We start from the raw sequence: 19,466 nt of genomic DNA, 5'->3' as shown, positions 1-19,466 counted from the left end.
TCGCGTAATCGCTTATCACAGCACGGTGCCTATGCTATGGCGCGACAAGAATTCTAAACAGAACAAACGGGTTAGAGATATGATCGTGATGAAACGGTTACTGGCAATGATGATGCTGATTGCGGTGATGGCCGCCTGTGCGGGACCGGGTTCGGACCCACGCCCTGTGATGGATCGGTCCTATACGCTGCAATCGTTAAATTTTGTCGCGACGCCGGGGCTCGTGGTGTCTGAAGACAACGGGTATTATCCGCAAGCGGATATCGTCTGGCGCGGTGATCGGCCCGGCCCACGTGTCGCGCAGATCGGCGCGATGTTCGAAACGGCTGTTGCGCGTAATGCGTCGGTGATCCGTGGCGACGTACCTGTCACCTTGGATATTCAGTTGATCCGCTTTCATGGCGTGACCGAAAAAACCCGCGGCTCTGTCGGTGGTGTCTACAACATCATCTTTATGATGACAGTGCGCGACGCCCGCACGGGTGCCGTAATTGAACCCGCGCGCCGGATTGAGGCAAACCTGAAAGCCCCCGGTGGCGGCCAAGCACAAGCGCTTGAACGGGCGGGCCGCACTGAAAAGGTTGAGGTGGTGGATTTCTTGACCGCTACACTGCGGAATGAACTGATCTAAAAACGCGGCACCTTTCCAAAGGGTGGTGAATAGGGGTAGGAGGTCAGATATGAATACATCTGATACCGCCCCCGCCACTATGCCTGTTGTCCGCCTGATCCCAAAGGCCGAAGCCCGCGCAATTCGCCACGGCTACCCTTGGGTCTATGCCAATGAATTGGTGACCGACCGACGCACCCGCAATCTAACGCCCGGTACAATTGCCCGGCTTGAAGATGCAAACCGCACCCCGATGGGGGTGGTTGCAGTGACGCCTGCGTCTAAGATCATCTGCCGGATGCTGGATCAAGACCCGGACGCGGTGATTGATCAGGCGTGGTTCAAAGCCCGTTTGGCCCGTGCACTTACGCACCGCGAACGTCTTTACGACGCGCCATTCTACCGTCTTGTCCATGCAGAGGCTGATGGGCTTCCCGGCGTTGTGATTGACCGATTTGGTGACACGGCCGTAGTGCAGCCAAACGCGGCTTGGGCCGATGCGTTGATCACCCCGCTGGTTGCCGCATTGCAAGAGGTCACGGGCGTTACCACCGTTATTATGAACGGGACAGGACGGGCGCGCACGCTTGAAGGGCTAGAAGAAAAGACCGAAGTCATCGTGGGCGCGGCGCCAACCGGGCCGATCCCTGTACCCATGAATGGCGCGACCTATATGGCGGATGTCATGGGGGGGCAGAAAACAGGCCTGTTCTTTGACCAGCGTCCCAACCACGCGTTCGCCGCAGGCTTGGCCAAAGATGCCCGTGTTCTAGACGTGTTTTCGCATGTTGGCGGCTTTGGTTTGGCGGCATTGGCAGGGGGCGCGCATTCCGCGCTTGCAGTTGATGGCTCTGCGCCAGCGCTCGAATTGGCGGCCCAAGGGGCAGCGGCGATGGGGGCCACGGATCGGTTTGAAACCCGCAAAGGCGATGCATTCGATGTGTTGGCCACCTTGGCCGAGGAAGACGCGCGTTTTGACGTCGTCGTCTGTGATCCGCCCGCCTTCGCACCCACACGTAACGCAGCCGAAGCGGGCTTGCGCGCCTATGAGCGTGTTGCGCGTTTGGCGGCACCTTTGGTGACCGAAGGCGGGTATCTTGTGCTATGTTCATGTTCGCACGCCGCAGATATCACCAAATTCCGTAACGCATCTGCGCGGGGCATTGGCCGGGCAGGACGGCGTGGGCAGATCATCTACACAGGCTTTGCCGGGCCAGATCATCCGCAAATGCCGCATTTGGCCGAAAGCGGATATCTCAAGGTCATCGTTTTCCGCCTATGAGGGTGATGATCGACGCCTGCGTGCTTTACCCAACAGTCATGCGTGAAGTTGTGCTTGGCTGTGCGCAGGCGGGATTGTTTGAACCCCGCTGGAGCCCGCGCATCTTAGAAGAATGGGCGCGCGCGACACGTAAACTGGGACCAGAGGCCGAAGTTTTTGCGCGCGGCGAAATCGCCGCACTTGGCGCGCAATTCCCCAAGGCTTGTGTGAATTATGATCCAGCCCGCGAAGCGCAATTCTGGCTGCCTGATCCGGGCGATATCCATGTGCTGACCGCAGCCGTGATCGGGTCATGTGACGCTATCCTGACCATGAACGCCAAAGACTTCCCTGGCAATATCTTGGGCGAAGAGGGGCTGATGCGTCGTGATCCAGACGGGTTCTTGTGCCAATTTTTTGCACAATCCCCAGATGCCGTGCGCCCGGTTGCCGACCGGGTATTGGCCGAGGCGAACCGCCTGTCGGACCGCCCGTGGGACATGCGCGCGCTGATGAAAAAAGCACGCCTGCCAAGGTTCGGTAAAGCGCTGATCGCCTAGCGCCATTTGGCTTCATTGGCCTCAATCGCGGCAATACGTTGCGCCGTTTTAGGGTGGCTAAGCAACCAAGCAGGGGAGCTCGCGCCGCGCGCGCCCGTAAGCGTTTCAAGCTTTTTGAACAGTGCCTTTTGCGGTGCGGTGCCGATTCTGGCCTTGGTTAAGAGGGCCGATGCATAGGCGTCCGCTTCAAACTCATCCTTGCGCGATATTCCTGCGGCCACGAGGCGCATCGCCATCCCTGCAAGCCAAGGGCCGACCACAGGGATAAACCGGTTTAGCACCATGGCAAGCGCCGTGCGCATCGCGTTTTGACCCGAGAAATCGATCATCCTGCGTTTCGCGTGACCCAAGGCAACATGCCCCAATTCATGTGCGATCACTGATGCCATCTCATCAGCGCTGACCTTGCCTTCAAGGTATTTCTCATAAAATCCACGTGTGATGAAAATGCGCCCGTCGGCTACGGCAAGACCGTTCACAGGCGCGATTTCATAGATATGCACGCGAATGCGGTCGATATCCAACGCCTTGGCCATGCGGTTCATCATTTGGTTGAGGTTTGGATCAACCAATTCGGTTGATTTCGCGTCCAATTCACGCGCGGTCCGCCAGACTGAAAACCGGTACATCGCCAGGCCATAAAGTACGGCCATAAGAATGGGAGCGAGTTTGATCATAGGGTTAATATGGTTCTGAAATCCCGCAGCGCAAGGTGATCATGCGAGGTTGAGCCGCTGTTTGGCCTCATCGTGCAATTTGTAATGCGCCGGGACCTGAAGCGCCTTGCGCAGAAAATCGTCAGAGAACCCGGCAACATAGGCGCGCATATTGTCGATGATCGTGATTTTCGGGCCGTCAAACGGCTGGTGGAGCACCTGCATGCCTGCTTTTACAGTTCCGCCACGCAAAACCCGCGCATAGGCGCCGGGGCGCTCTGCGGCGTAGAAATCTTTTATTGCTTTGCCGCTGCCGATATGGGCGGCATAGGTAGCACAGGGGATACGCGGCGATGTGATTTGCAGCAGCACATCGCCGATTGCAAAGATGTCACCGATCACTAATTCAGCGCTACAAAGGTCAGATATCAAAAGGTTTTCACCAAAGAATCCGGGCGGGGTGGGGCGACCCAATTTGATCTCCCACCAAAGCCTGTCTTCTTCGCCAAAAATGTAGACGGCTTGATCTACGCCACCGTGATGTTTGGTGTCACAGATCACATCACCGGCAAGACCCAGATCACTGACCGCCGCCTGTGGCACAGGTTTTTTGAAATGCCCTGTTAGGCCCGATTTCGCGGGCGTTGGTTCGGCTTTGCCAATCTGGATGCTTAGTAATTCCATTCAGCGGCCCAGTGATTTCATACCGGTTTCGATCCCGGCCAAGGTCATTGGCACCATACGGTCCGCGCTAAAGATATCTTGGACCATCTGGATGGATTGCGTGTAACCCCAATAGCGTTCATCCGTAGGATTGATCCACAGATGTTGCGGCCATTGTTCGCGCGCGCGCGTCAGCCACGTTTCTCCGCTTTCGGGGTTCCAATGTTCATTTGCGCCGCCCCTATAGGCGATTTCATAGGGGGACATACTGGCGTCACCCACAAAAATGCATTTGTAGTCAGACCCATAGGTGCGTAGCACATCCCAAGTCGGCGTTTGTGCATCCCAACGGCGCGCATTGTCACGCCAGACGCCTTCGTACAGGCAATTGTGGAAATAGAAGTGTTCAAAATGCTTGAATTCGGATTTTGCCGCGCTGAACAGTTCCTCGACGAGCTTGATATGCGGGTCCATCGATCCGCCGATATCTAGGAAAAGGAGAACCTTCACCGCGTTGCGCCGCTCTGGCCGCGTTTGCACATCAAGATAGCCGTTTTCAGCGGTGGCGCGGATGGTCCCGGACAGGTCCAATTCGTCATGTGCACCATCGCGGGCCCAGCGGCGTAACCGCTTGAGCGCAACTTTGATATTGCGCGTGCCCAGTTCGACGCTGTCATCAAGGTTACGAAATTCGCGCTTATCCCAGACTTTGGTGGCGCGTTGGTGGCGGCTTTCAGATTGGCCGATGCGCACGCCTTCGGGGTTGTAACCATAAGCGCCAAAGGGCGAAGTCCCCGCAGTGCCCACCCATTTATTGCCGCCCTGATGTCGGCCCTTTTGTTCTTCGAGCCGTTTTTTGAGCGTCTCCATCAGCTTTTCAAAGCCACCCAACGCGTCGATTTCGGCTTTTTCTGCGGCGCTTAGGTGCTTTTCTGCCAGCTTTTCAAGCCAATCAGCGGGAATATCGACGGCCTTCATCACCGCCTCTGGCGGGATCGCGTCAAGCCCTTGAAACGTCGCGGCAAAGGCGCGGTCAAATTTATCAAGATTGCGTTCATCTTTGACCATGATCGTGCGCGCAAGATAGTAAAACGCATCGATGTCATAGGTCGCCAGACCCGCTTCCATCCCTTCGAGAAAGGCCAAGAATTCGCGCAGCGATACCGGGACCGCGTGTTTGCGCAAATTGTCAAAGAAGGGCAGGAACATGGGTTAGGTCAGGCTACGTTCAATGAAAATGAGGGTGAACAGGCCGATCAGCCCAAAGATGATCGCAAATGCGATGGCCCATTGCGCAATATCCTTGCCGGACCCGCCGCGCAATTTTGCGCGTACGCCCCCCACAATGGCCCCAAACAATAGCCCAAAAAGCGGAAAAATCATGCCTCTAACCCTTTGTTAGCTTGGATTGTCACGCGCAAGCGACGCGATTTCATTGAGCCGGTCGATGACCTCATCGCGACTGCCAAACCCGTAACGCCCCCATGCCAGACTGTCCAGCCGTAGCGCGGCGCCGGCCTCAGTGTTGCCTTGCAGATCAAGCGCCTCTGCTTTGAACATCATGAGCTGGGCCAAAAGTGCCGCGTTTTCGTGCCGCTGAGCAGCGGGGATAGCCTGATCAGCAATCCGGATTGTCGTTTGTGGGTCACGCGCAATCAGCGTTGCCGCGGCAAGCTGCACAGCGACGTGGGCTGCATGGATATCCATGATGCGGTTTTGCGAATAGGCCCGGTTCGCCGCGTTAAACGCATAAAGCGCTTGGGACGCGTCATTGCTGATTTGCAGGCGCCCATAGGCGTAATACGCAAAGCCTTCGCGCGCCCCAGACCAACCTACCTGTCCGCCAATATCGATGGCGCGTGCGGCCGCAGCGCGTCGCGCCGACAAACTGCCTTGCCCGCCAAGCGCGGTTTCCATCGCCGATTTCCAAGACCGCGGCGTGGTCGGTTCAACGGATCCGCCGCCGCGTTGCCCGGCGGGATTGATCCGTGCCAAAATGCCGGGGATACGGCTAGCCGCCTGCGCACGGGTCATGCCGTTTTGCAACTGATCATCGTAAAACGCGCGCAAGATCAGCATGTCGAAACCTGTTAGAACGGCATGGATATTGTCATCATTATAAACGGAATCGGGCAGACGGTAGAGATCGTTGAGCGGCCCAAGCGCTTGGGCCAATTCTTCGTGCATACAGTCGCGGGCTTCTTGTGGAGGGATGCCTGCGGGGATGAAAATCGCGGCGTGTTCACGCTGTGTCAGCGTCGTCCAATCCAGCGCGCCGTTGCGCCGCGAGCGTTGCAATTCAGCCCAGCTTTGCACGCGGGGCACCACAAAACACGCCGCGTTTGGCGCCGCACGCCGCATCTGCGCAGGAGAGATGATTTCGATCACAATGCTCGCATTTGCCGCATTGCTGCGCGAGATGTCGATCCGTGCTTCATTGCGAAGGCGCGCCAATAGCGCATCAAGATCGCGGTCCATGTAGCTCGGGAAATTGCCGGCCGTGCCTACGGTGATAGGTTCTTCAAAACGGGTTAATACGGGGAGTGCTTGCCCGGTTTCCATTTGAAACGCGAGGTCAAGAAAATCCCCCGCGATTTCGGAATTGGGGCGTTGCGGCGCTGTCGGTGTCGTCGTGCCAAAGCTGCGCATCTGCGGAAACACCAACAGTGTTGGTTGGGGGGCTTGCGTGGCGTCGGGCGCGGGGGCGCAGGCCGTTAAACAAGCAAAGGCAATGGCCGCGAACCGTTTCATGTGGGCCGCTGATATTTGATGAAATTAGTTAACGTCCCCACGCGATCATAAAGCTGGCGACCCGTGTGGTTGTCTTCTTGCGTCAGCCAATAAACGTTTGGCGCGCCCTGCGCATCGGCGGCGGCATAGACGGCTTCGATCAACTGGCGGCCCACACCAGTGCCGCGCACGGCGGGTGCAGCGAAGAGATCCTGAAGATAGCAGGTGTTTTCGATGCGCCAGCAATGGCGATGAAATAGAAAATGGACAAGCCCAACGGGCGTGCCATCTTGCACAGCCAACAACCCGGTGAAATCCTGCGGATCATTGTCAATCAATCGCGCGAAGGTCACATCGTAAACTTCTGAAGGTAATGATGTTTTGTAGAAAGTTAGGTAGTCTGACCAAAGCGCGGCCCAAGCGGATTTATCCGCTTCTTGTAGGGGGCGAATTATCGTCTGCGTCATTTTTAAACCTTCTTTGTGACCACAATAAACGGGTTTCGCGTGGGTTCCAGTCAAATTGCTGTTAGCGGCCTGACCGCGCCATGAACGCAAGCCGTTCAAACAGATGGACGTCTTGTTCATTTTTCAGCAGCGCACCGTGCAGTTTTGGTAATGCATTCGCCCCATCGCGTTTCAAATCTTCGGGGGTTAGGTCTTCGGCCAGCAGCAGTTTGAGCCAATCCAAAACCTCGGAGGTTGATGGTTTCTTCTTTAACCCGGCCGTATCGCGGATTTCGTAAAACTGCGTAAGCGCGGTGCTTAGTAGCGCGTCTTTGATATCGGGGAAATGCACTGCAACGATTTTACGTAATGTGTCGATGTCGGGAAATTGGATGTAGTGGAAAAAACACCGGCGCAAAAACGCGTCGGGCAATTCTTTTTCGTTATTTGACGTGATGATGATCAGGGGGCGGTGGTTGGCGCGTATCGTTTCGCCTGTCTCATAGACGTGGAACTCCATCCGGTCCAATTCCTGCAAAAGATCATTGGGGAATTCGATATCGGCCTTGTCGATTTCGTCGATGAGCAGCACGGATTGAGCGGGGGCGGCAAACGCCTGCCAGAGCTTCCCCTTTTTGATGTAATTGCCGACATCATTCACTTTGGCATCGCCCAATTGGCTGTCACGCAACCGGCTTACGGCATCATATTCATACAGACCTTGCTGCGCTTTGGTTGTGGATTTTATGTTCCACTCGATCATAGGCATATTGAGGGCTGTGCTAACCTGGCGCGCCAGTTCTGTTTTGCCCGTGCCTGGTTCGCCTTTAACGAGCAAAGGGCGCTGCAATGTCATCGCCGCGTTCACTGCGACCCGCAGGTCGGTTGTCGCGACGTAAGTGTCGGTGCCTGTAAACTTCATCTCGGTAAATCCAATTATTGTGCCGGCAATCTAACAGGTCGGTCGCGATCATCAACAACACATAAACGTTAAAATCAGGGGGTGACAGTTGCCAGTTGAAGGGGTAAACCCCGGCGTAATTAAGGTCATGGACTTGCTGCATTTGCACTGCCCAAAGGCCGCGCCGGAGAATTAATAAGGTATGACGATGAAAGCCGAAACGTTTCTGCCAGAAGACTATACCCCCGCCGATAATGAGCCGTTCATGAACGAACGCCAGACGGAATACTTCCGCCGCAAGCTTTTGAACTGGAAGGCTGAACTTGTCGAAGATACCCGCGATACAGTGGCCGGTATGAAAGACCAAACCCGCAATATTCCCGATGTCGCTGATCGCGCGTCCGAGGAAACAGATCGTTCACTTGAACTGCGCACACGCGACCGTCAGCGCAAGCTTGTGACCAAGATCGACGCAGCCCTGCGCCGCATCGACGAAGGTGAATATGGCTATTGCGAAATGACCGGAGAGGCGATCTCTCTCAAACGGCTTGACGCACGCCCTATCGCCACCATGAGCCTTGAGGCACAAGAGCGCCACGAGCGCCGCGAAAAGGTGCACCGCGACGACTAAGATGCAGAGCAACGCAAATCGCAACGTCGCCATTATTGGCGGCGGGATCGGGGGGCTGACCGCAGCCCTTGCGTTCGCACAGAAAGGTGCTGCTGTCACCGTCTATGAGCAAGCCCCTGCCTTGACCGAGGTCGGCGCAGGGCTGCAGATTACCCCAAACGGTATGCGCGCGCTTTATGCGCTTGGTCTTGAAAAGGCGCTAAGCGTGACAGGGGTGCGGGCCGAAGCCGTCGTTCCGGTGGATGCACTGACCGGGAATGAGATCACCAGGTTTGACCTCTCATCCCAATCGCCAGCTTACCGCTTCTTTCATCGCGCAGCTTTGATCGACCTGCTTGCGCGTGCCTGTGCGGCTGCGGGCGTGACCGTGCAACTCAACGCCAAGATCGCAGATGTGCAGGTTGATGGGTCGTTTCTGGCGGGCGGCGCACAGGTGCGCCCTGATCTGACCATCGGTGCCGATGGGCTGCATTCGACAGTCCGCAGCGTGATCAATAAACCCACAACGCCGTTTTTCACGGGCCAAGTCGCTTGGCGAGCATTGGTAAAAACGACGGATGCCGATCCGGTCGCCCGTATTTGGATGGCACCGGGTCGCCATGTTGTGACCTACCCGCTGTCGGGCGGGCGGTTGAATATCGTCGCCGTACAACAGCGCAGCCAATGGGCGGATGAAGGCTGGAACCATCCTGATGATCCCGGCAATCTGCGGCACGTCTTTGCGGATTGCCATTGGAGCCTGAAATCTATTCTTGCCGATGTTGAAAAGGTCAACCTTTGGGGCCTATTCCGGCACCCGGTGGCGCAGCGGTGGCAAATGGGGACGCTGGCGATTTTGGGCGATGCCGCGCATCCGACGCTGCCGTTTTTGGCGCAGGGTGCGAATCTTGCGATCGAAGATGCGTATGTTTTGGCGCAGTCTTGTGAAGCGCATGACAGCTTGTCGACGGGTCTGCGCCTTTACCAGCAAGCACGGCGTGACCGCGTGATCCGTGCGATCAAGGTCGCCAACAGCAATGCGCGCAACTACCATTTCTCGGGGGTGAAGCGACGGATTGCACATGGCGGATTGCGTACAATGGGGGCCGTGGCACCCAAGGCGTTTCTTAACCGCTTGTCATGGCTTTATGATTTTGATGTCAGCGCCTAGCGGAAATAGTAATTCGCCTGATAGGTGACCTGCTCAAGTACTTCAAAGCTACTAAAATCAACGCGGTAGACGTCATCTTCGATGCGGATATACACCCAGCCATCGCGCACCGGGGGAAACCCGTAGTACCCGGCATTCATCATGATCGAATGTTCGCCACGCGTGAGATAGCTGCCAATTTCAACTGGGCTGGGGCGCGGGGCGGCGGCGGATTGTGGCACTGAAACGCAGCCGGCCCCAGTTGACGCCATCGCGCATTGCGCGGCCGCGACCGAAGGGCTTAGCGCGGTCAAAAATGTGACCATCAATGTGGTTTTATTGAGCATTTTAGGATGCTCCTTACAAAATAAATACGTACTATACGTATCTATGACCTTAAGCCGCGAGGTCAACCCAAACTGGCACGTGATCCGATGGGCGTTCGCGGCCACGTACAGCAGATTCGATCCAACAATTATTCAACAAATCCGCGCATTGTGGGGTCAAAAGGAAGTGATCAATCCGGATTCCGTTGTTTTTTTCCCACGCGCCTGCCTGATAATCCCAGAATGAATAGTGGCCGTCGCCCGTTTCAACCGACCGAAAGGCTTCGGTAAATCCAAGATTCACGATCTTACGAAATGCGGCCCGGCTTTCGGCGCGAAACAGCGCGTCGTCTGTCCAAAGTTCGGGGCGCGCTGCATCCTCGGGTTGTGGGATGATGTTGTAGTCACCGGCCATCAGCGCGGGCAGTTCATCCGCGAGCAATTCTTGCGCACGCGCATGCAGGCGATCCATCCAACGTAGTTTGTAATCATATTTGGGGCCGGGGGCTGGGTTGCCATTGGGCAGGTACAGACCGCAAATGCGGATCGCGACATCGCCTACGACAGTTGCTTCGATATAGCGCGCCTCTTCGTCGTCAATGCCTTCGCGCCCGGCACCCGCTGCACCGGGCAAGCCGCGGGTCACATCCTCAAGCGGCAGCTTGGACAGGATCGCAACGCCGTTAAACCCCTTTTGCCCGTGGGTTTCGACATTATACCCTTTTTCTTCAAGGGCTTCGCGCGGAAACCCTTCGTCTTGGGATTTGATTTCTTGCAAAATCGCGACGTCTGGATTGGCATCATCAAGCCAGTCAGACAGCGCATTCATCCGTGCCTTGATGCCATTAATATTGAATGTCGCGATTTTCATGGCCAATCCCTCGTTTGGGTAAGTTTTGACGGACGGGTCAAAGATGCACAAGGGTAGGTTACATCGAAAACGATGTGCCGCAACCGCATGATGATGCCGCGTTTGGATTGTTGATCACGAACCGCGCGCCGATTAATTCTTCGGAAAAATCAATTGTGGCATCGGCCAAAAACGGCAGGGACACCGCGTCGATCACGACGGTTTCGCCTTGATCTGACAACGCCAGATCATCGTCCTTGACGTCATCGAGGTCGATTTCATACTGAAACCCGGAACATCCGCCGCCTTCGACCGCGATGCGCAGGGCCTTGCCTTGGGCTGCGGCACCGATCTCGGCAAGCCGTTCAAACGCGCGCGGCGTTACTTTAGGGGGAATTGTCAGCATTTTGCGACCTATGCGTTTGTGTTCAATTGCAATATAGGGATGTCAGGCAAGACGGACAAGACAGGCAAATCAATGGCAGCCCCTTATGCAACCGACCCGCAAAACCCGCGCGGGCGGCTTTATACCGAAGAGGAAAGTTATTTTCGCTCACCTTTTCAACGCGATCGCGATCGAATTATCCATGCGTCGGCGTTTCGCAGGCTCAAGCATAAGACCCAAGTGTTTATCGAACATGAAGGCGATTATTTTCGCACACGTCTGACCCATTCAATTGAGGTCGCCCAAGTGGCCCGGACGATTGCGGGCACATTGGGACTAAATGTTGAGCTGACCGAAGCCATCGCGCTTGCCCATGATCTTGGGCACACACCGTTTGGCCACACCGGAGAAGAGGCGCTTGATGCGCTGATGCAGCCCTACGGCGGGTTTGACCACAACGCACAGGCCCTGCGGATCGTCACCGATCTGGAACGGCACTATGCCGAATGGGATGGGCTGAACCTGACGTGGGAGACCCTGGAAGGGATCGCCAAGCACAATGGGCCTGTGACGGGGGATATTCCTTACGCATTGGCGGCGTACAATGATCGTCACGATCTTGAACTGCACACACATGCGAGTGCCGAAGCGCAAGTTGCCGCGCTTGCGGATGATATTGCTTATAATAACCATGACTTACATGACGGACTTCGTGCGGAGCTTTTCAGCACAGATGATCTGGCGGAACTGCCAATCCTGCGTGACTGCTTTGCCCGTGTGGATGCCAAATACTCCGGTCTGAACTATTACCGCCGCCGCCACGAAGCCCTGCGCCGTTTCTTTGGTGTCTTGGTCGAAGATGTCATCAAGGTCAGCCAGCGCAACCTAACCGAACTACATCCGGCTAGTGTGCACGACATTCGCCATGCGGGCCGCATGATGGTGCAATTTTCACCCGAACTTTGGACAGACCTTAAGGTTATTCGCAAGTTCTTATTCACCCGTATGTACCGCGCGCCCGCCGTTGTTGATATGCGTGTGGTGGTTACCAAGATGGTTGATGACCTTTTCCCGTTTTTCATGGAAAATGCTGACGAGTTGCCAAAACAATGGCGCAAGGACGTGGCGGATGCGCCGAATAGAACCGCGCTTGCTCGGATTGTTGCGGATTATATCGCGGGAATGACGGACCGGTTCGCGATCCAAGAACATACCCGCCTGATCGGCGGTGAAGAAATTCCAGCAGGAGTTATCGATGGCAGTTGAATCAGAAGTAGGAGCGATGGCTCCTGTGATGGCGTTTGCGCTTGTTGGCGCGCTTGGCGTTGGGTCGCAATGGGTGGCGTGGCGTCTTCGCATGCCCGCGATTGTTTTGATGTTGGTTGCTGGGGTTTTGATCGGCCCAGTGGCAGGTGTTTTTGACCCCGCGCGCGATATTGGGCCGTTGATGGCGCCGATGATTTCGATTGCGGTTGCGATTATCTTGTTCGAGGGGGGGCTTACGCTCAACTTTCATTCATTGTCTGATGCGGCCAAAGGCGTACGACGACTTGTGTTTATCGGTGCGCCGCTTGGCTGGCTGACATCGGCGCTTGCATTGCGCTATGGGGCGGGGCTTTCGTGGGAAAGCGCGGCGGTCTTTGGCGGTATCATGATTGTGACAGGACCCACCGTGATTGCGCCTTTGCTGCGCACAGCCCGCCTGTCAAAACGCCCGGCGGCCCTGTTGCAGTGGGAAGCCATCGTGAATGATCCTATTGGGGCCTTGGCGGCGGTACTGGCGTTTGAAGTTGTGCTGGTGATGAACACGGCCACCACCGTGAACGCGGCGATCATGGATTTGGTGATCGGGATTGGCTTTGCGACCCTGCTTGGTGTGGTGGCAGGCTATGGTCTCGCACGGGCATTCAAACGCGGTCTTGTGCCAGAATACATGAAAGTGCCTGTGCTGTTTGCGCTGCTTTTGGGCATCTTTGGTCTCTCGGATCATGTTTTGCACGAAAGCGGGCTATTGGCGGTGACGATCATGGGGATCGTGATCGCGAATGCGAACCTGCCCAGCTACGAAGAGCTGCGCCGCTTTAAGGAACACGCCACCGTTTTGCTGGTGTCAGGCGTGTTTATTCTGCTCGCAGCGAGCCTTGATTTTTCTGCGTTACGGCAGCTTGATTTCCGCGCGTTTGCCTTTGTCGCATTGGTTGTTTTGGTCGCGCGCCCGTTGACAGTGTTCGTCGCTCTTTTAGGTTCCGGCGTGCCGTACAAAGAACAAATCCTTGTGGCCTTCACCGGCCCGCGGGGGGTGGTGTTGGTCGCTGTTGCAGGCTTGTTTGGGGATCGGCTGATCGGGCTTGGCTTTGAAGATGCGCCACTGATTGCGCCGCTGGCGTTTGTTCTTGTGGCATTCACGGTGGTATTGCACGGGTTTACGTTGGCACCTTTTGCGCGCTGGCTGGGGCTGACGGGTGCGGATGTGCCGGGGGTCGTGGTGATCGGCGGGTCAAAGTGGACAACGGCCTTTGCTGCGGCGTTGAAAAAGGCGGATGTGCCCGTGCTGATGACTGACCCTAACTTTGGCAATCTACGCAGTGCGCGTGCGGCTGGAATTCCGACGTTTTCCGGCGACATTCTGTCCGAGGCCGCAGAACAGCGGCTTGAACTGATCAGCTATGCGACCTTGGTCGCAGCCACTGACAATGACGCCTACAACACGCTTGTCGCGACGGATTTGGCCCCCGAATTTGGCCGCGATTCCGTGTTTCAAGTGATGCGCGCCAAGAACGACAGCGCGCGCCACCAATTGCCGCGTACACTCGGCGGGCGCAAGTTTGGTCCCGAAGAAACCCATCACGGGTTAGAGGCATTGATCGCGCAAGGCTGGACCTTCCGTGTGACGCGGTTGACCGAAGAATACACGCTGCAACATTGGCGGCAAAACCGCCCAGAGGCGCATCTTTTCGCCCGGATTGACACCGCTGGCGCGATTAAATTGATCCGTAAAGATGAAGAGGTTAAACCCGCGCCGGACGTGCGGATCATCGCGATGCGTCCTCCTGGCGACGAAGACGGTGAACAGCCGCCCGCGGATAGCTAGCACAACGGCCCGTGCAGGCCGCATTGACCTGCGCGGATAGGGTGGTAAACCCGGGCCAAATAAGATGATCCCCAATTGGGGCTAAAGGATTGCTATGAACCTGTTTGCCGATATCCGTACCCGTGTAATTGCTTGCCTTGATCAGATGGTGGCCGAAGGAACACTGCCCGAAGGCCTGTCTACGGCGGCCGTGTCCGTTGAGCCGCCACGCGACGCAGCCCATGGGGATATGGCGACCAACGCGGCGATGGTTTTGGCGAAACCTGCTAAAATGAACCCGCGCGCGATTGCAGATGCATTGGCCGCCAAACTGCTGAATGATCCGATGATCACAGTGGCCGAGGTCGCCGGACCGGGGTTCTTGAACATGCGGCTCGATGCGGGTGTTTGGCAGGGCGTTGTCAAGACTGCGTTGACGGATCCCAAATTCGGGCAATCCATATTGGGCCAAAACGCCAAAATGCTGGTTGAATATGTGTCTGCGAACCCAACCGGGCCGCTGCATGTGGGGCACACACGCGGGGCCGTATTCGGCGATGCGCTGGCGCGCCTGCTGGATTATGCTGGCTATGATGTGACCAAAGAATACTATGTCAACGATGGCGGGGCGCAGGTCGATGTGCTCGCACGCTCTGTCTATTTGCGCTACCTTGAAGCGCACGGCCAAGAGGTTGCGTTTCCTGACGGCACCTATCCTGGTGATTATCTGATCCCGGTGGGGGAAGCTTTGAAAGCCAAAGTTGGCGATGCGTTTGTGGACAAGGGCGAAGACGTCTGGTTGCTTGAAATTCGGGAATTCGCAACGGACACGATGATGGACCTGATCCGCGTTGATCTGGCCTCGCTTGGCGTTGTCATGGACAATTTCTTTTCTGAAAAATCGCTGTATGGCACAGGATTGATTGAAAAAGCGATTGCTGAGTTGGATGAAAAAGGCCTGATCTATCGTGGTGTGCTTGAACCGCCAAAAGGCAAAATGCCCGAAGATTGGGAACCGCGCGAACAGACGTTGTTTAAGTCAACAGAACACGGTGATGATGTGGACCGGCCTGTACAGAAATCTGACGGGGCTTGGACCTATTTCGCGCCTGATATCGCGTACCACTATGATAAGGTACAGCGCGGATTTGATCAGCTGATCGACGTGTTCGGTGCCGATCACGGCGGTTATGTCAAACGGATGAAGGCGGCTGTTTCTGCGTTGTCTGATGGCAAAGTGCCGCTAGATGTGAAGCTAACACAATTGGTGAAGCTGTATAAAAACGGCGCGCCGTTCAAAATGTCCAAACGGGCAGGGACCTTTGTCACGCTTGCCGATGTCGTGAAACAAGTTGGCCCCGATGTGACGCGGTTCCACATGCTGACGCGCAAAAATGACGCGCCGCTTGATTTTGACTTCGACAAGGTGCTGGAGCAATCCAAAGACAACCCGGTGTTCTACGTGAACTACGCTTATGCGCGCGTGAACTCTGCGGTGAAAAAGGCGGGTGCGTTTACGGCTGTGGATGATGCCACGCTTGCCGGGATCGACCTGTCAGGTCTGTCACATGACGCTGAACTGGGTGTGATCAAGAAAATTGCCGAATGGCCCCGCCTTGTTGAGATCGCCGCAAAAGGCCACGAACCGCACCGGATCGCGTTTTATCTCTATGATTTGGCGTCGGATTTCCATGCGCTTTATAACCGCGGTAACGATGAAACTGCCCTGCGGTTTGTCCAAGAGAGTGATTCAGATGCCACACAGGCGAAAATCGCCCTGATCCGCGCCGTAGCGATTGTTATTTCGCACGGATTGGGTATTCTTGGTGTCACTCCGGCAGAAGAGATGCGTTGACGCACACACTGCTGGATCGAGCTGAGTAATAACGGACCCATAAGCCAAAAAGGCGCGGGCAGTGAGGCAGAAATGGCAGTTTACAACGAAGGGTTCGCCCCATCGGGTGACGCATCGCGCACCAATACCATCATGAATTTCGCAGGCGCTGGCCTGTCTCTTGCGCTGATCCTTGGGGTCAGCTTTTGGGGTTATAAGCTGATCATGCGCGACGTCACCGGCATTCCTGTTGTGCGCGCAATGGAAGGCGAAATGCGTGTCTTGCCCGATAATCCTGGTGGGGCTGTCGCGACGCATACGGGGCTTTCTGTGAATGAAGTTGCCGCCATCGGCGAGGCAGGTGGCCCAGAGGATCGTCTCGTGCTCGCACCAACGACGGCGGGTCTGGCACAAGAAGATTTGGACGCGCAGCCTGTTGCTGAAGTCGACGCATTTGCGATGACGACGGATTTGACACAGGCCGAAGCGGATGCGGTTGTCGGCGAAATCCTAGCAATCGCCAGCCAAACCGCCGAAGACGCAAATCCCGAAGTCGCGCAAATCGTCACGATTGCCGCCGATGTGCCGGGCGTTGCTCGCTCATTACGACCCGTCATTCGCCCCGCGAGCCTGCGGGCAGCGCCTGTCGCTGCAACAAATAACGAAATCGCGGTGAACTCAGCCAGTTTTGCGGTTGGTACAAACCTTGTGCAGCTTGGCGCGTTTCCTTCGCCTGAATTGGCGGCAACCCAATGGGCGCTGATCGAAGGGCGTTTTGACACGCTACTGGCTGGGAAAGAACGCGTCATTCAAGTGTCTGATCAATCCAGCGGGACATGGTATCGCTTGCGCGCCAGTGGGTTCGAAGACCGTGCCGAAGCCCGCCGTTTCTGCGCGGCACTCGAAGCCGAAGGCGCGGATTGTATCGCGGTAGTGGTTAACTAAATGCAGATGAACGCGACGATTTTTGGACCTGAGGGTTTGGAAATCACTGCTTGGGAACGCGATTTTTTTCGTGATGTGCAGCCTTTTGGGTTCATCGTATTTGCACGGAATATCGATAACCCGACCCAATTGCGTCGCCTGACCGCTGATCTACGTGATGCCGTGGGGCGTGATGCCCCGATTTTGATCGACCAAGAGGGCGGGCGGGTGCAGCGAATGCGCAGCCCGCATTGGCGCGAATTTTTGCCGGCGCTTGATCAAATGGATCGTGCGCGCGACCCGCTGCGTGCGCATTGGATCAGGAATCACCTGATTGCCGATGATCTGCGCAGCGTTGGGATTGACGTGAACTGCGCCCCCTTGGCGGATATTGCCGAAGACGCGACGCATCCTTTTTTGCAAAACCGTCTTTATGGGCGTGATGTGGACACTGTCGTCGCGGCGGCGCGGGCCTGCGCTGATGCGCATTTGGCGGGTGGCGTGCTGCCCGTGTTGAAACATATTCCCGGCCACGGGCGCGCGGCGGTTGATAGCCATTTGAAATTGCCTACCGTAACCGCCGATCTTGCGGATCTACACGCCAAAGATTTTGCCCCTTTCAAAGCGCTTGCTGACCTACCGATGGGGATGAGCGCACATATCGTCTTTACTGCGATTGACCCCGATGGGCCCGCGACAACCTCTCCCGCGATGATCGATGTGATCCGCACTGAGATTGGTTTTGATGGGCTATTGATGACGGATGATATTTCAATGGAGGCACTGTCTGGTACTGTCGCTGACAGGGCGCAAGCCGCAATTACGGCGGGGTGCGATCTTGTTTTGCACTGCAACGGCGATAAGGACGAGATGCAAATGGTCGCCGAAACCTCTGGGATGATGACCGATGCAGCGCAGAAACGCGGCCAAAATGCGCTTTTGCAACGCAAATCCGCCGAAATTGTTGACATCGCGGCATTGGAGGCCGAACTTGAAACGCTATTAGCGTGAGAAGTGATGCAAGAAAATTTCGACCTTTCCGACGATAAAATCAGCGTTAGCGACCGGGTTGCTGCCGAGGCGCTGATCGTTGATGTGGGCGCGTTTGAAGGCCCGCTTGATCTTTTGTTAACGCTGTCACGTACGCAAAAGGTGGATCTGCGCCAAATCTCTATTCTGGCGCTTGCGCGACAATATTTGGCCTTTGTCGAAAAGGCTAAACAACTGCGTCTTGAATTGGCGGCAGATTATTTGGTGATGGCGGCATGGCTCGCGTTTCTAAAATCGCGGCTGCTTTTGCCGCCCGATCCCAAGGAAGAAGGCCCATCCGGCGAAGAGCTTGCCGCGCATTTGGCGTTTCAGCTTGAACGTTTGCAGGGGATGCGAAATGCCGCTGCCAAACTTATGGCGCGCGATCAATTGGGGCGCGATTTTTTCGCGCGTGGTATCACCGAAGACGTGCAGCGTGTGCGCCGCGTGACATATACCGCGACATTGTTGGACCTGATGCAGGGCTATGCGCGTATCCGCACCCGCGATGATTTCCGGCCCTTCGTGATGGATCGTCAGCACGTGATGACGATGGAGCAAGCCCTTGAAAGAATGCGTCATCTGATTGGTTTTGCCGGCGATTGGACCGATATTTCCAGCTATCTGCCCGAAGGCTGGGATGCCGACCCGCAGCGGCGGCGGTCGACCACGGCTGCTACCTTTGCGGCCAGTCTTGAGCTGGCAAAAGAAGGTAAAATTGAATTGCGCCAAGGCGAAAGCTTTGCGCCGATTGAAATTCGAAAAAGGGCCCCGCGCGATGTCTAAACCAGAAAATGACAGCCTTTTCGAAGCACCGCCCATTGGCGAACAAGAACGCATGGTCGAAGCGATTCTTTTTGCCTCTGCGGATCCGGTCAGCGTGCAGGATTTGATCGGGCGGATGCCACATGGTTGCGATCCGGCCGAGGCTATCGCCTATTTGCGTAAACGCTACGAGGGACGGGGCGTGAACCTTGTGAAGATCGACAATGCATGGGCGATCCGCACGGCACCTGATCTCGGTTTTTTGATGCAAAAAGAATCGGTTGAGACCCGCAAGCTATCGCGTGCGGCGATCGAAACCTTGGCCATTATCGCCTATCATCAACCGGTAACACGCGCAGATATCGAAGAAATTCGCGGGGTCAGCGTCAGCCGGGGGACTTTGGATCAGTTGATCGAGCTTGAATGGATACGGTTTGGACGCCGCCGGATGACCCCGGGCCGTCCTGTGACATTTGTGGTGACCGCAACCTTCCTTGATCACTTTGGCTTGGAAAGCGCACGCGATCTACCGGGGCTCAAAGACCTGCGCGCCGCAGGTCTATTGGAAAACCGTCCGCCGCCGGGCGTGGTTGATGTGCCTGATGAAGAAGACAATGCGGACGGTAACGATGATCAGACAGAGCTGTTTGAGGAATGATCATTCTCTGGTAATGTTGGCAGGAACAATTAGGACTG

22 protein-coding genes are annotated in these 19,466 nt (G+C 56.1%); 12 read left to right on the top strand and 10 right to left on the bottom strand.

The window, feature by feature from the left end:
• The first annotated feature begins 79 nt into the window (after positions 1-79).
• From DS901_RS07795 to DS901_RS07785, 3 genes are read left to right on the top strand one after another with little or no spacing between them, the layout of a single operon-like run.
• Entirely contained in the window at positions 80-631 is a 552-nt protein-coding gene (locus tag DS901_RS07795) for a DUF6778 family protein (protein WP_258546677.1), read from the top strand.
• 49 nt (positions 632-680) lie between these two features.
• Positions 681-1,892 carry an RSP_2647 family RNA methyltransferase gene (locus DS901_RS07790; RefSeq protein ID WP_113776360.1) on the top strand — a complete coding sequence of 404 codons (1,212 nt, stop codon included), beginning with the start codon at positions 681-683 and terminating at the stop codon, positions 1,890-1,892.
• Positions 1,889-2,431: an RSP_2648 family PIN domain-containing protein gene (locus DS901_RS07785; protein ID WP_113776359.1), complete on the top strand. Its 543-nt coding sequence runs from the start codon at positions 1,889-1,891 to the stop codon at positions 2,429-2,431. The genes DS901_RS07790 and DS901_RS07785 overlap by 4 nt, the downstream gene beginning before the upstream one ends.
• Here the strand turns inward: DS901_RS07785 and DS901_RS07780 are convergent.
• The 7 genes from DS901_RS07780 to DS901_RS07755 form a co-directional block, all read right to left on the bottom strand.
• Positions 2,428-3,108 (bottom strand): M48 family metallopeptidase, encoded by a 681-nt coding sequence (locus tag DS901_RS07780; RefSeq protein ID WP_113776358.1) that lies wholly within the window; start codon positions 3,106-3,108, stop codon positions 2,428-2,430. The two genes, DS901_RS07785 and DS901_RS07780, sit on opposite strands and share 4 nt — an antisense overlap.
• A 39-nt stretch (positions 3,109-3,147) precedes the next feature.
• The gene (locus DS901_RS07775; protein ID WP_113776357.1) at positions 3,148-3,771 is read right to left on the bottom strand and encodes an MOSC domain-containing protein; all 624 of its coding nucleotides are present in this window, start codon (positions 3,769-3,771) and stop codon (positions 3,148-3,150) included.
• On the bottom strand, positions 3,772-4,959 hold the full coding sequence (locus tag DS901_RS07770; protein WP_113776356.1) for a vWA domain-containing protein: 1,188 nt from the start codon (positions 4,957-4,959) through the stop codon (positions 3,772-3,774). It lies immediately after the preceding gene.
• Positions 4,960-4,962: 3 nt separating this feature from the next.
• Positions 4,963-5,133 (bottom strand): hypothetical protein, encoded by a 171-nt coding sequence (locus tag DS901_RS18720; protein ID WP_181820808.1) that lies wholly within the window; start codon positions 5,131-5,133, stop codon positions 4,963-4,965.
• Between the two features lie 15 nt (positions 5,134-5,148).
• Entirely contained in the window at positions 5,149-6,501 is a 1,353-nt protein-coding gene (locus DS901_RS07765; RefSeq protein WP_113776355.1) for a DUF2927 domain-containing protein, read from the bottom strand.
• Positions 6,498-6,947, bottom strand: coding sequence for a GNAT family N-acetyltransferase (locus DS901_RS07760; protein ID WP_113776354.1), 450 nt, complete (start codon positions 6,945-6,947; stop codon positions 6,498-6,500). Before DS901_RS07760 ends, DS901_RS07765 begins: the two co-directional genes overlap by 4 nt.
• A 61-nt stretch (positions 6,948-7,008) precedes the next feature.
• Positions 7,009-7,848, bottom strand: a complete 840-nt coding sequence (locus DS901_RS07755; RefSeq protein ID WP_113776353.1) for an AAA family ATPase — start codon at positions 7,846-7,848, stop codon at positions 7,009-7,011.
• Positions 7,849-8,035: 187 nt separating this feature from the next.
• Between DS901_RS07755 and dksA the strand changes: the two genes are divergently transcribed.
• Positions 8,036-8,458, top strand: a complete 423-nt coding sequence (gene dksA / locus DS901_RS07750) for an RNA polymerase-binding protein DksA (RefSeq protein WP_113776541.1) — start codon at positions 8,036-8,038, stop codon at positions 8,456-8,458.
• 1 nt (position 8,459) lies between these two features.
• Positions 8,460-9,608, top strand: a complete 1,149-nt coding sequence (locus DS901_RS07745) for an FAD-dependent monooxygenase (protein WP_113776352.1) — start codon at positions 8,460-8,462, stop codon at positions 9,606-9,608.
• Here the strand turns inward: DS901_RS07745 and DS901_RS07740 are convergent.
• Genes DS901_RS07740 through DS901_RS07730 form a run of 3 tightly spaced genes read right to left on the bottom strand, consistent with a single transcriptional unit; the run spans position 9,605 to position 11,169 of the window.
• Positions 9,605-9,934, bottom strand: a complete 330-nt coding sequence (locus DS901_RS07740; protein ID WP_113776351.1) for a hypothetical protein — start codon at positions 9,932-9,934, stop codon at positions 9,605-9,607. The genes DS901_RS07745 and DS901_RS07740 overlap by 4 nt on opposite strands.
• Before the next feature lie 49 nt (positions 9,935-9,983).
• A complete protein-coding gene (gene xth / locus DS901_RS07735) occupies positions 9,984-10,784 on the bottom strand; it encodes an exodeoxyribonuclease III (RefSeq protein WP_113776350.1) in 801 nt (266 codons plus the stop codon).
• Positions 10,785-10,842: 58 nt separating this feature from the next.
• A complete protein-coding gene (locus DS901_RS07730; protein WP_181820807.1) occupies positions 10,843-11,169 on the bottom strand; it encodes a HesB/IscA family protein in 327 nt (108 codons plus the stop codon).
• A 72-nt stretch (positions 11,170-11,241) separates the two neighbouring features.
• Between DS901_RS07730 and DS901_RS07725 the strand changes: the two genes are divergently transcribed.
• The 7 genes from DS901_RS07725 (at position 11,242) to scpB (ending at position 19,428) form a co-directional block, all read left to right on the top strand.
• Entirely contained in the window at positions 11,242-12,414 is a 1,173-nt protein-coding gene (locus tag DS901_RS07725; protein WP_113776539.1) for a deoxyguanosinetriphosphate triphosphohydrolase, read from the top strand.
• Positions 12,404-14,239 (top strand): cation:proton antiporter, encoded by a 1,836-nt coding sequence (locus DS901_RS07720; protein WP_113776349.1) that lies wholly within the window; start codon positions 12,404-12,406, stop codon positions 14,237-14,239. Before DS901_RS07725 ends, DS901_RS07720 begins: the two co-directional genes overlap by 11 nt.
• A gap of 94 nt (positions 14,240-14,333) precedes the next feature.
• Positions 14,334-16,073 (top strand): arginine--tRNA ligase, encoded by a 1,740-nt coding sequence (gene argS / locus DS901_RS07715; protein ID WP_113776348.1) that lies wholly within the window; start codon positions 14,334-14,336, stop codon positions 16,071-16,073.
• A gap of 72 nt (positions 16,074-16,145) precedes the next feature.
• Positions 16,146-16,997 carry an SPOR domain-containing protein gene (locus DS901_RS07710; RefSeq protein WP_113776347.1) on the top strand — a complete coding sequence of 284 codons (852 nt, stop codon included), beginning with the start codon at positions 16,146-16,148 and terminating at the stop codon, positions 16,995-16,997.
• Positions 16,998-17,987 (top strand): beta-N-acetylhexosaminidase, encoded by a 990-nt coding sequence (gene nagZ / locus DS901_RS07705; protein ID WP_113776346.1) that lies wholly within the window; start codon positions 16,998-17,000, stop codon positions 17,985-17,987.
• Positions 17,988-17,993: 6 nt separating this feature from the next.
• Positions 17,994-18,791, top strand: coding sequence for a segregation and condensation protein A (locus DS901_RS07700; RefSeq protein WP_113776345.1), 798 nt, complete (start codon positions 17,994-17,996; stop codon positions 18,789-18,791).
• A complete protein-coding gene (gene scpB, locus DS901_RS07695; protein WP_113776344.1) occupies positions 18,784-19,428 on the top strand; it encodes an SMC-Scp complex subunit ScpB in 645 nt (214 codons plus the stop codon). Before DS901_RS07700 ends, scpB begins: the two co-directional genes overlap by 8 nt.
• Positions 19,429-19,466: the final 38 nt, after the last annotated feature.

This window comes from Loktanella sp. D2R18, assembly GCF_003318235.1.
Classification (GTDB): Bacteria; Pseudomonadota; Alphaproteobacteria; order Rhodobacterales; family Rhodobacteraceae; genus Yoonia.
The sequence above is the reverse complement of the archived record's forward strand: the minus strand, read 5'-3'. Positions and strand labels throughout refer to the sequence as shown.

Bases quoted from the DNA above. Each gene is read 5' to 3' on its own strand.
- DS901_RS18720 (WP_181820808.1), bottom strand. From the start codon at position 5,133: ATGATTTTTCCGCTTTTTGGGCTATTGTTTGGGGCCATTGTGGGGGGC.
- DS901_RS07780 (WP_113776358.1), bottom strand. From the start codon at position 3,108: ATGATCAAACTCGCTCCCATTCTTATGGCCGTACTTTATGGCCTGGCG.
- dksA (WP_113776541.1), top strand. From the start codon at position 8,036: ATGAAAGCCGAAACGTTTCTGCCAGAAGACTATACCCCCGCCGATAAT.
- DS901_RS07775 (WP_113776357.1), bottom strand. From the start codon at position 3,771: ATGGAATTACTAAGCATCCAGATTGGCAAAGCCGAACCAACGCCCGCG.
- DS901_RS07710 (WP_113776347.1), top strand. From the start codon at position 16,146: ATGGCAGTTTACAACGAAGGGTTCGCCCCATCGGGTGACGCATCGCGC.
- DS901_RS07745 (WP_113776352.1), top strand. From the start codon at position 8,460: ATGCAGAGCAACGCAAATCGCAACGTCGCCATTATTGGCGGCGGGATC.
- DS901_RS07700 (WP_113776345.1), top strand. From the start codon at position 17,994: ATGCAAGAAAATTTCGACCTTTCCGACGATAAAATCAGCGTTAGCGAC.
- DS901_RS07760 (WP_113776354.1), bottom strand. From the start codon at position 6,947: ATGACGCAGACGATAATTCGCCCCCTACAAGAAGCGGATAAATCCGCT.
- DS901_RS07730 (WP_181820807.1), bottom strand. From the start codon at position 11,169: ATGCTGACAATTCCCCCTAAAGTAACGCCGCGCGCGTTTGAACGGCTT.
- xth (WP_113776350.1), bottom strand. From the start codon at position 10,784: ATGAAAATCGCGACATTCAATATTAATGGCATCAAGGCACGGATGAAT.
- DS901_RS07795 (WP_258546677.1), top strand. From the start codon at position 80: ATGATCGTGATGAAACGGTTACTGGCAATGATGATGCTGATTGCGGTG.
- scpB (WP_113776344.1), top strand. From the start codon at position 18,784: ATGTCTAAACCAGAAAATGACAGCCTTTTCGAAGCACCGCCCATTGGC.
- DS901_RS07770 (WP_113776356.1), bottom strand. From the start codon at position 4,959: ATGTTCCTGCCCTTCTTTGACAATTTGCGCAAACACGCGGTCCCGGTA.
- DS901_RS07740 (WP_113776351.1), bottom strand. From the start codon at position 9,934: ATGCTCAATAAAACCACATTGATGGTCACATTTTTGACCGCGCTAAGC.
- nagZ (WP_113776346.1), top strand. From the start codon at position 16,998: ATGCAGATGAACGCGACGATTTTTGGACCTGAGGGTTTGGAAATCACT.
- DS901_RS07790 (WP_113776360.1), top strand. From the start codon at position 681: ATGAATACATCTGATACCGCCCCCGCCACTATGCCTGTTGTCCGCCTG.
- DS901_RS07785 (WP_113776359.1), top strand. From the start codon at position 1,889: ATGAGGGTGATGATCGACGCCTGCGTGCTTTACCCAACAGTCATGCGT.
- DS901_RS07720 (WP_113776349.1), top strand. From the start codon at position 12,404: ATGGCAGTTGAATCAGAAGTAGGAGCGATGGCTCCTGTGATGGCGTTT.
- DS901_RS07725 (WP_113776539.1), top strand. From the start codon at position 11,242: ATGGCAGCCCCTTATGCAACCGACCCGCAAAACCCGCGCGGGCGGCTT.
- DS901_RS07755 (WP_113776353.1), bottom strand. From the start codon at position 7,848: ATGAAGTTTACAGGCACCGACACTTACGTCGCGACAACCGACCTGCGG.
- DS901_RS07765 (WP_113776355.1), bottom strand. From the start codon at position 6,501: ATGAAACGGTTCGCGGCCATTGCCTTTGCTTGTTTAACGGCCTGCGCC.
- argS (WP_113776348.1), top strand. From the start codon at position 14,334: ATGAACCTGTTTGCCGATATCCGTACCCGTGTAATTGCTTGCCTTGAT.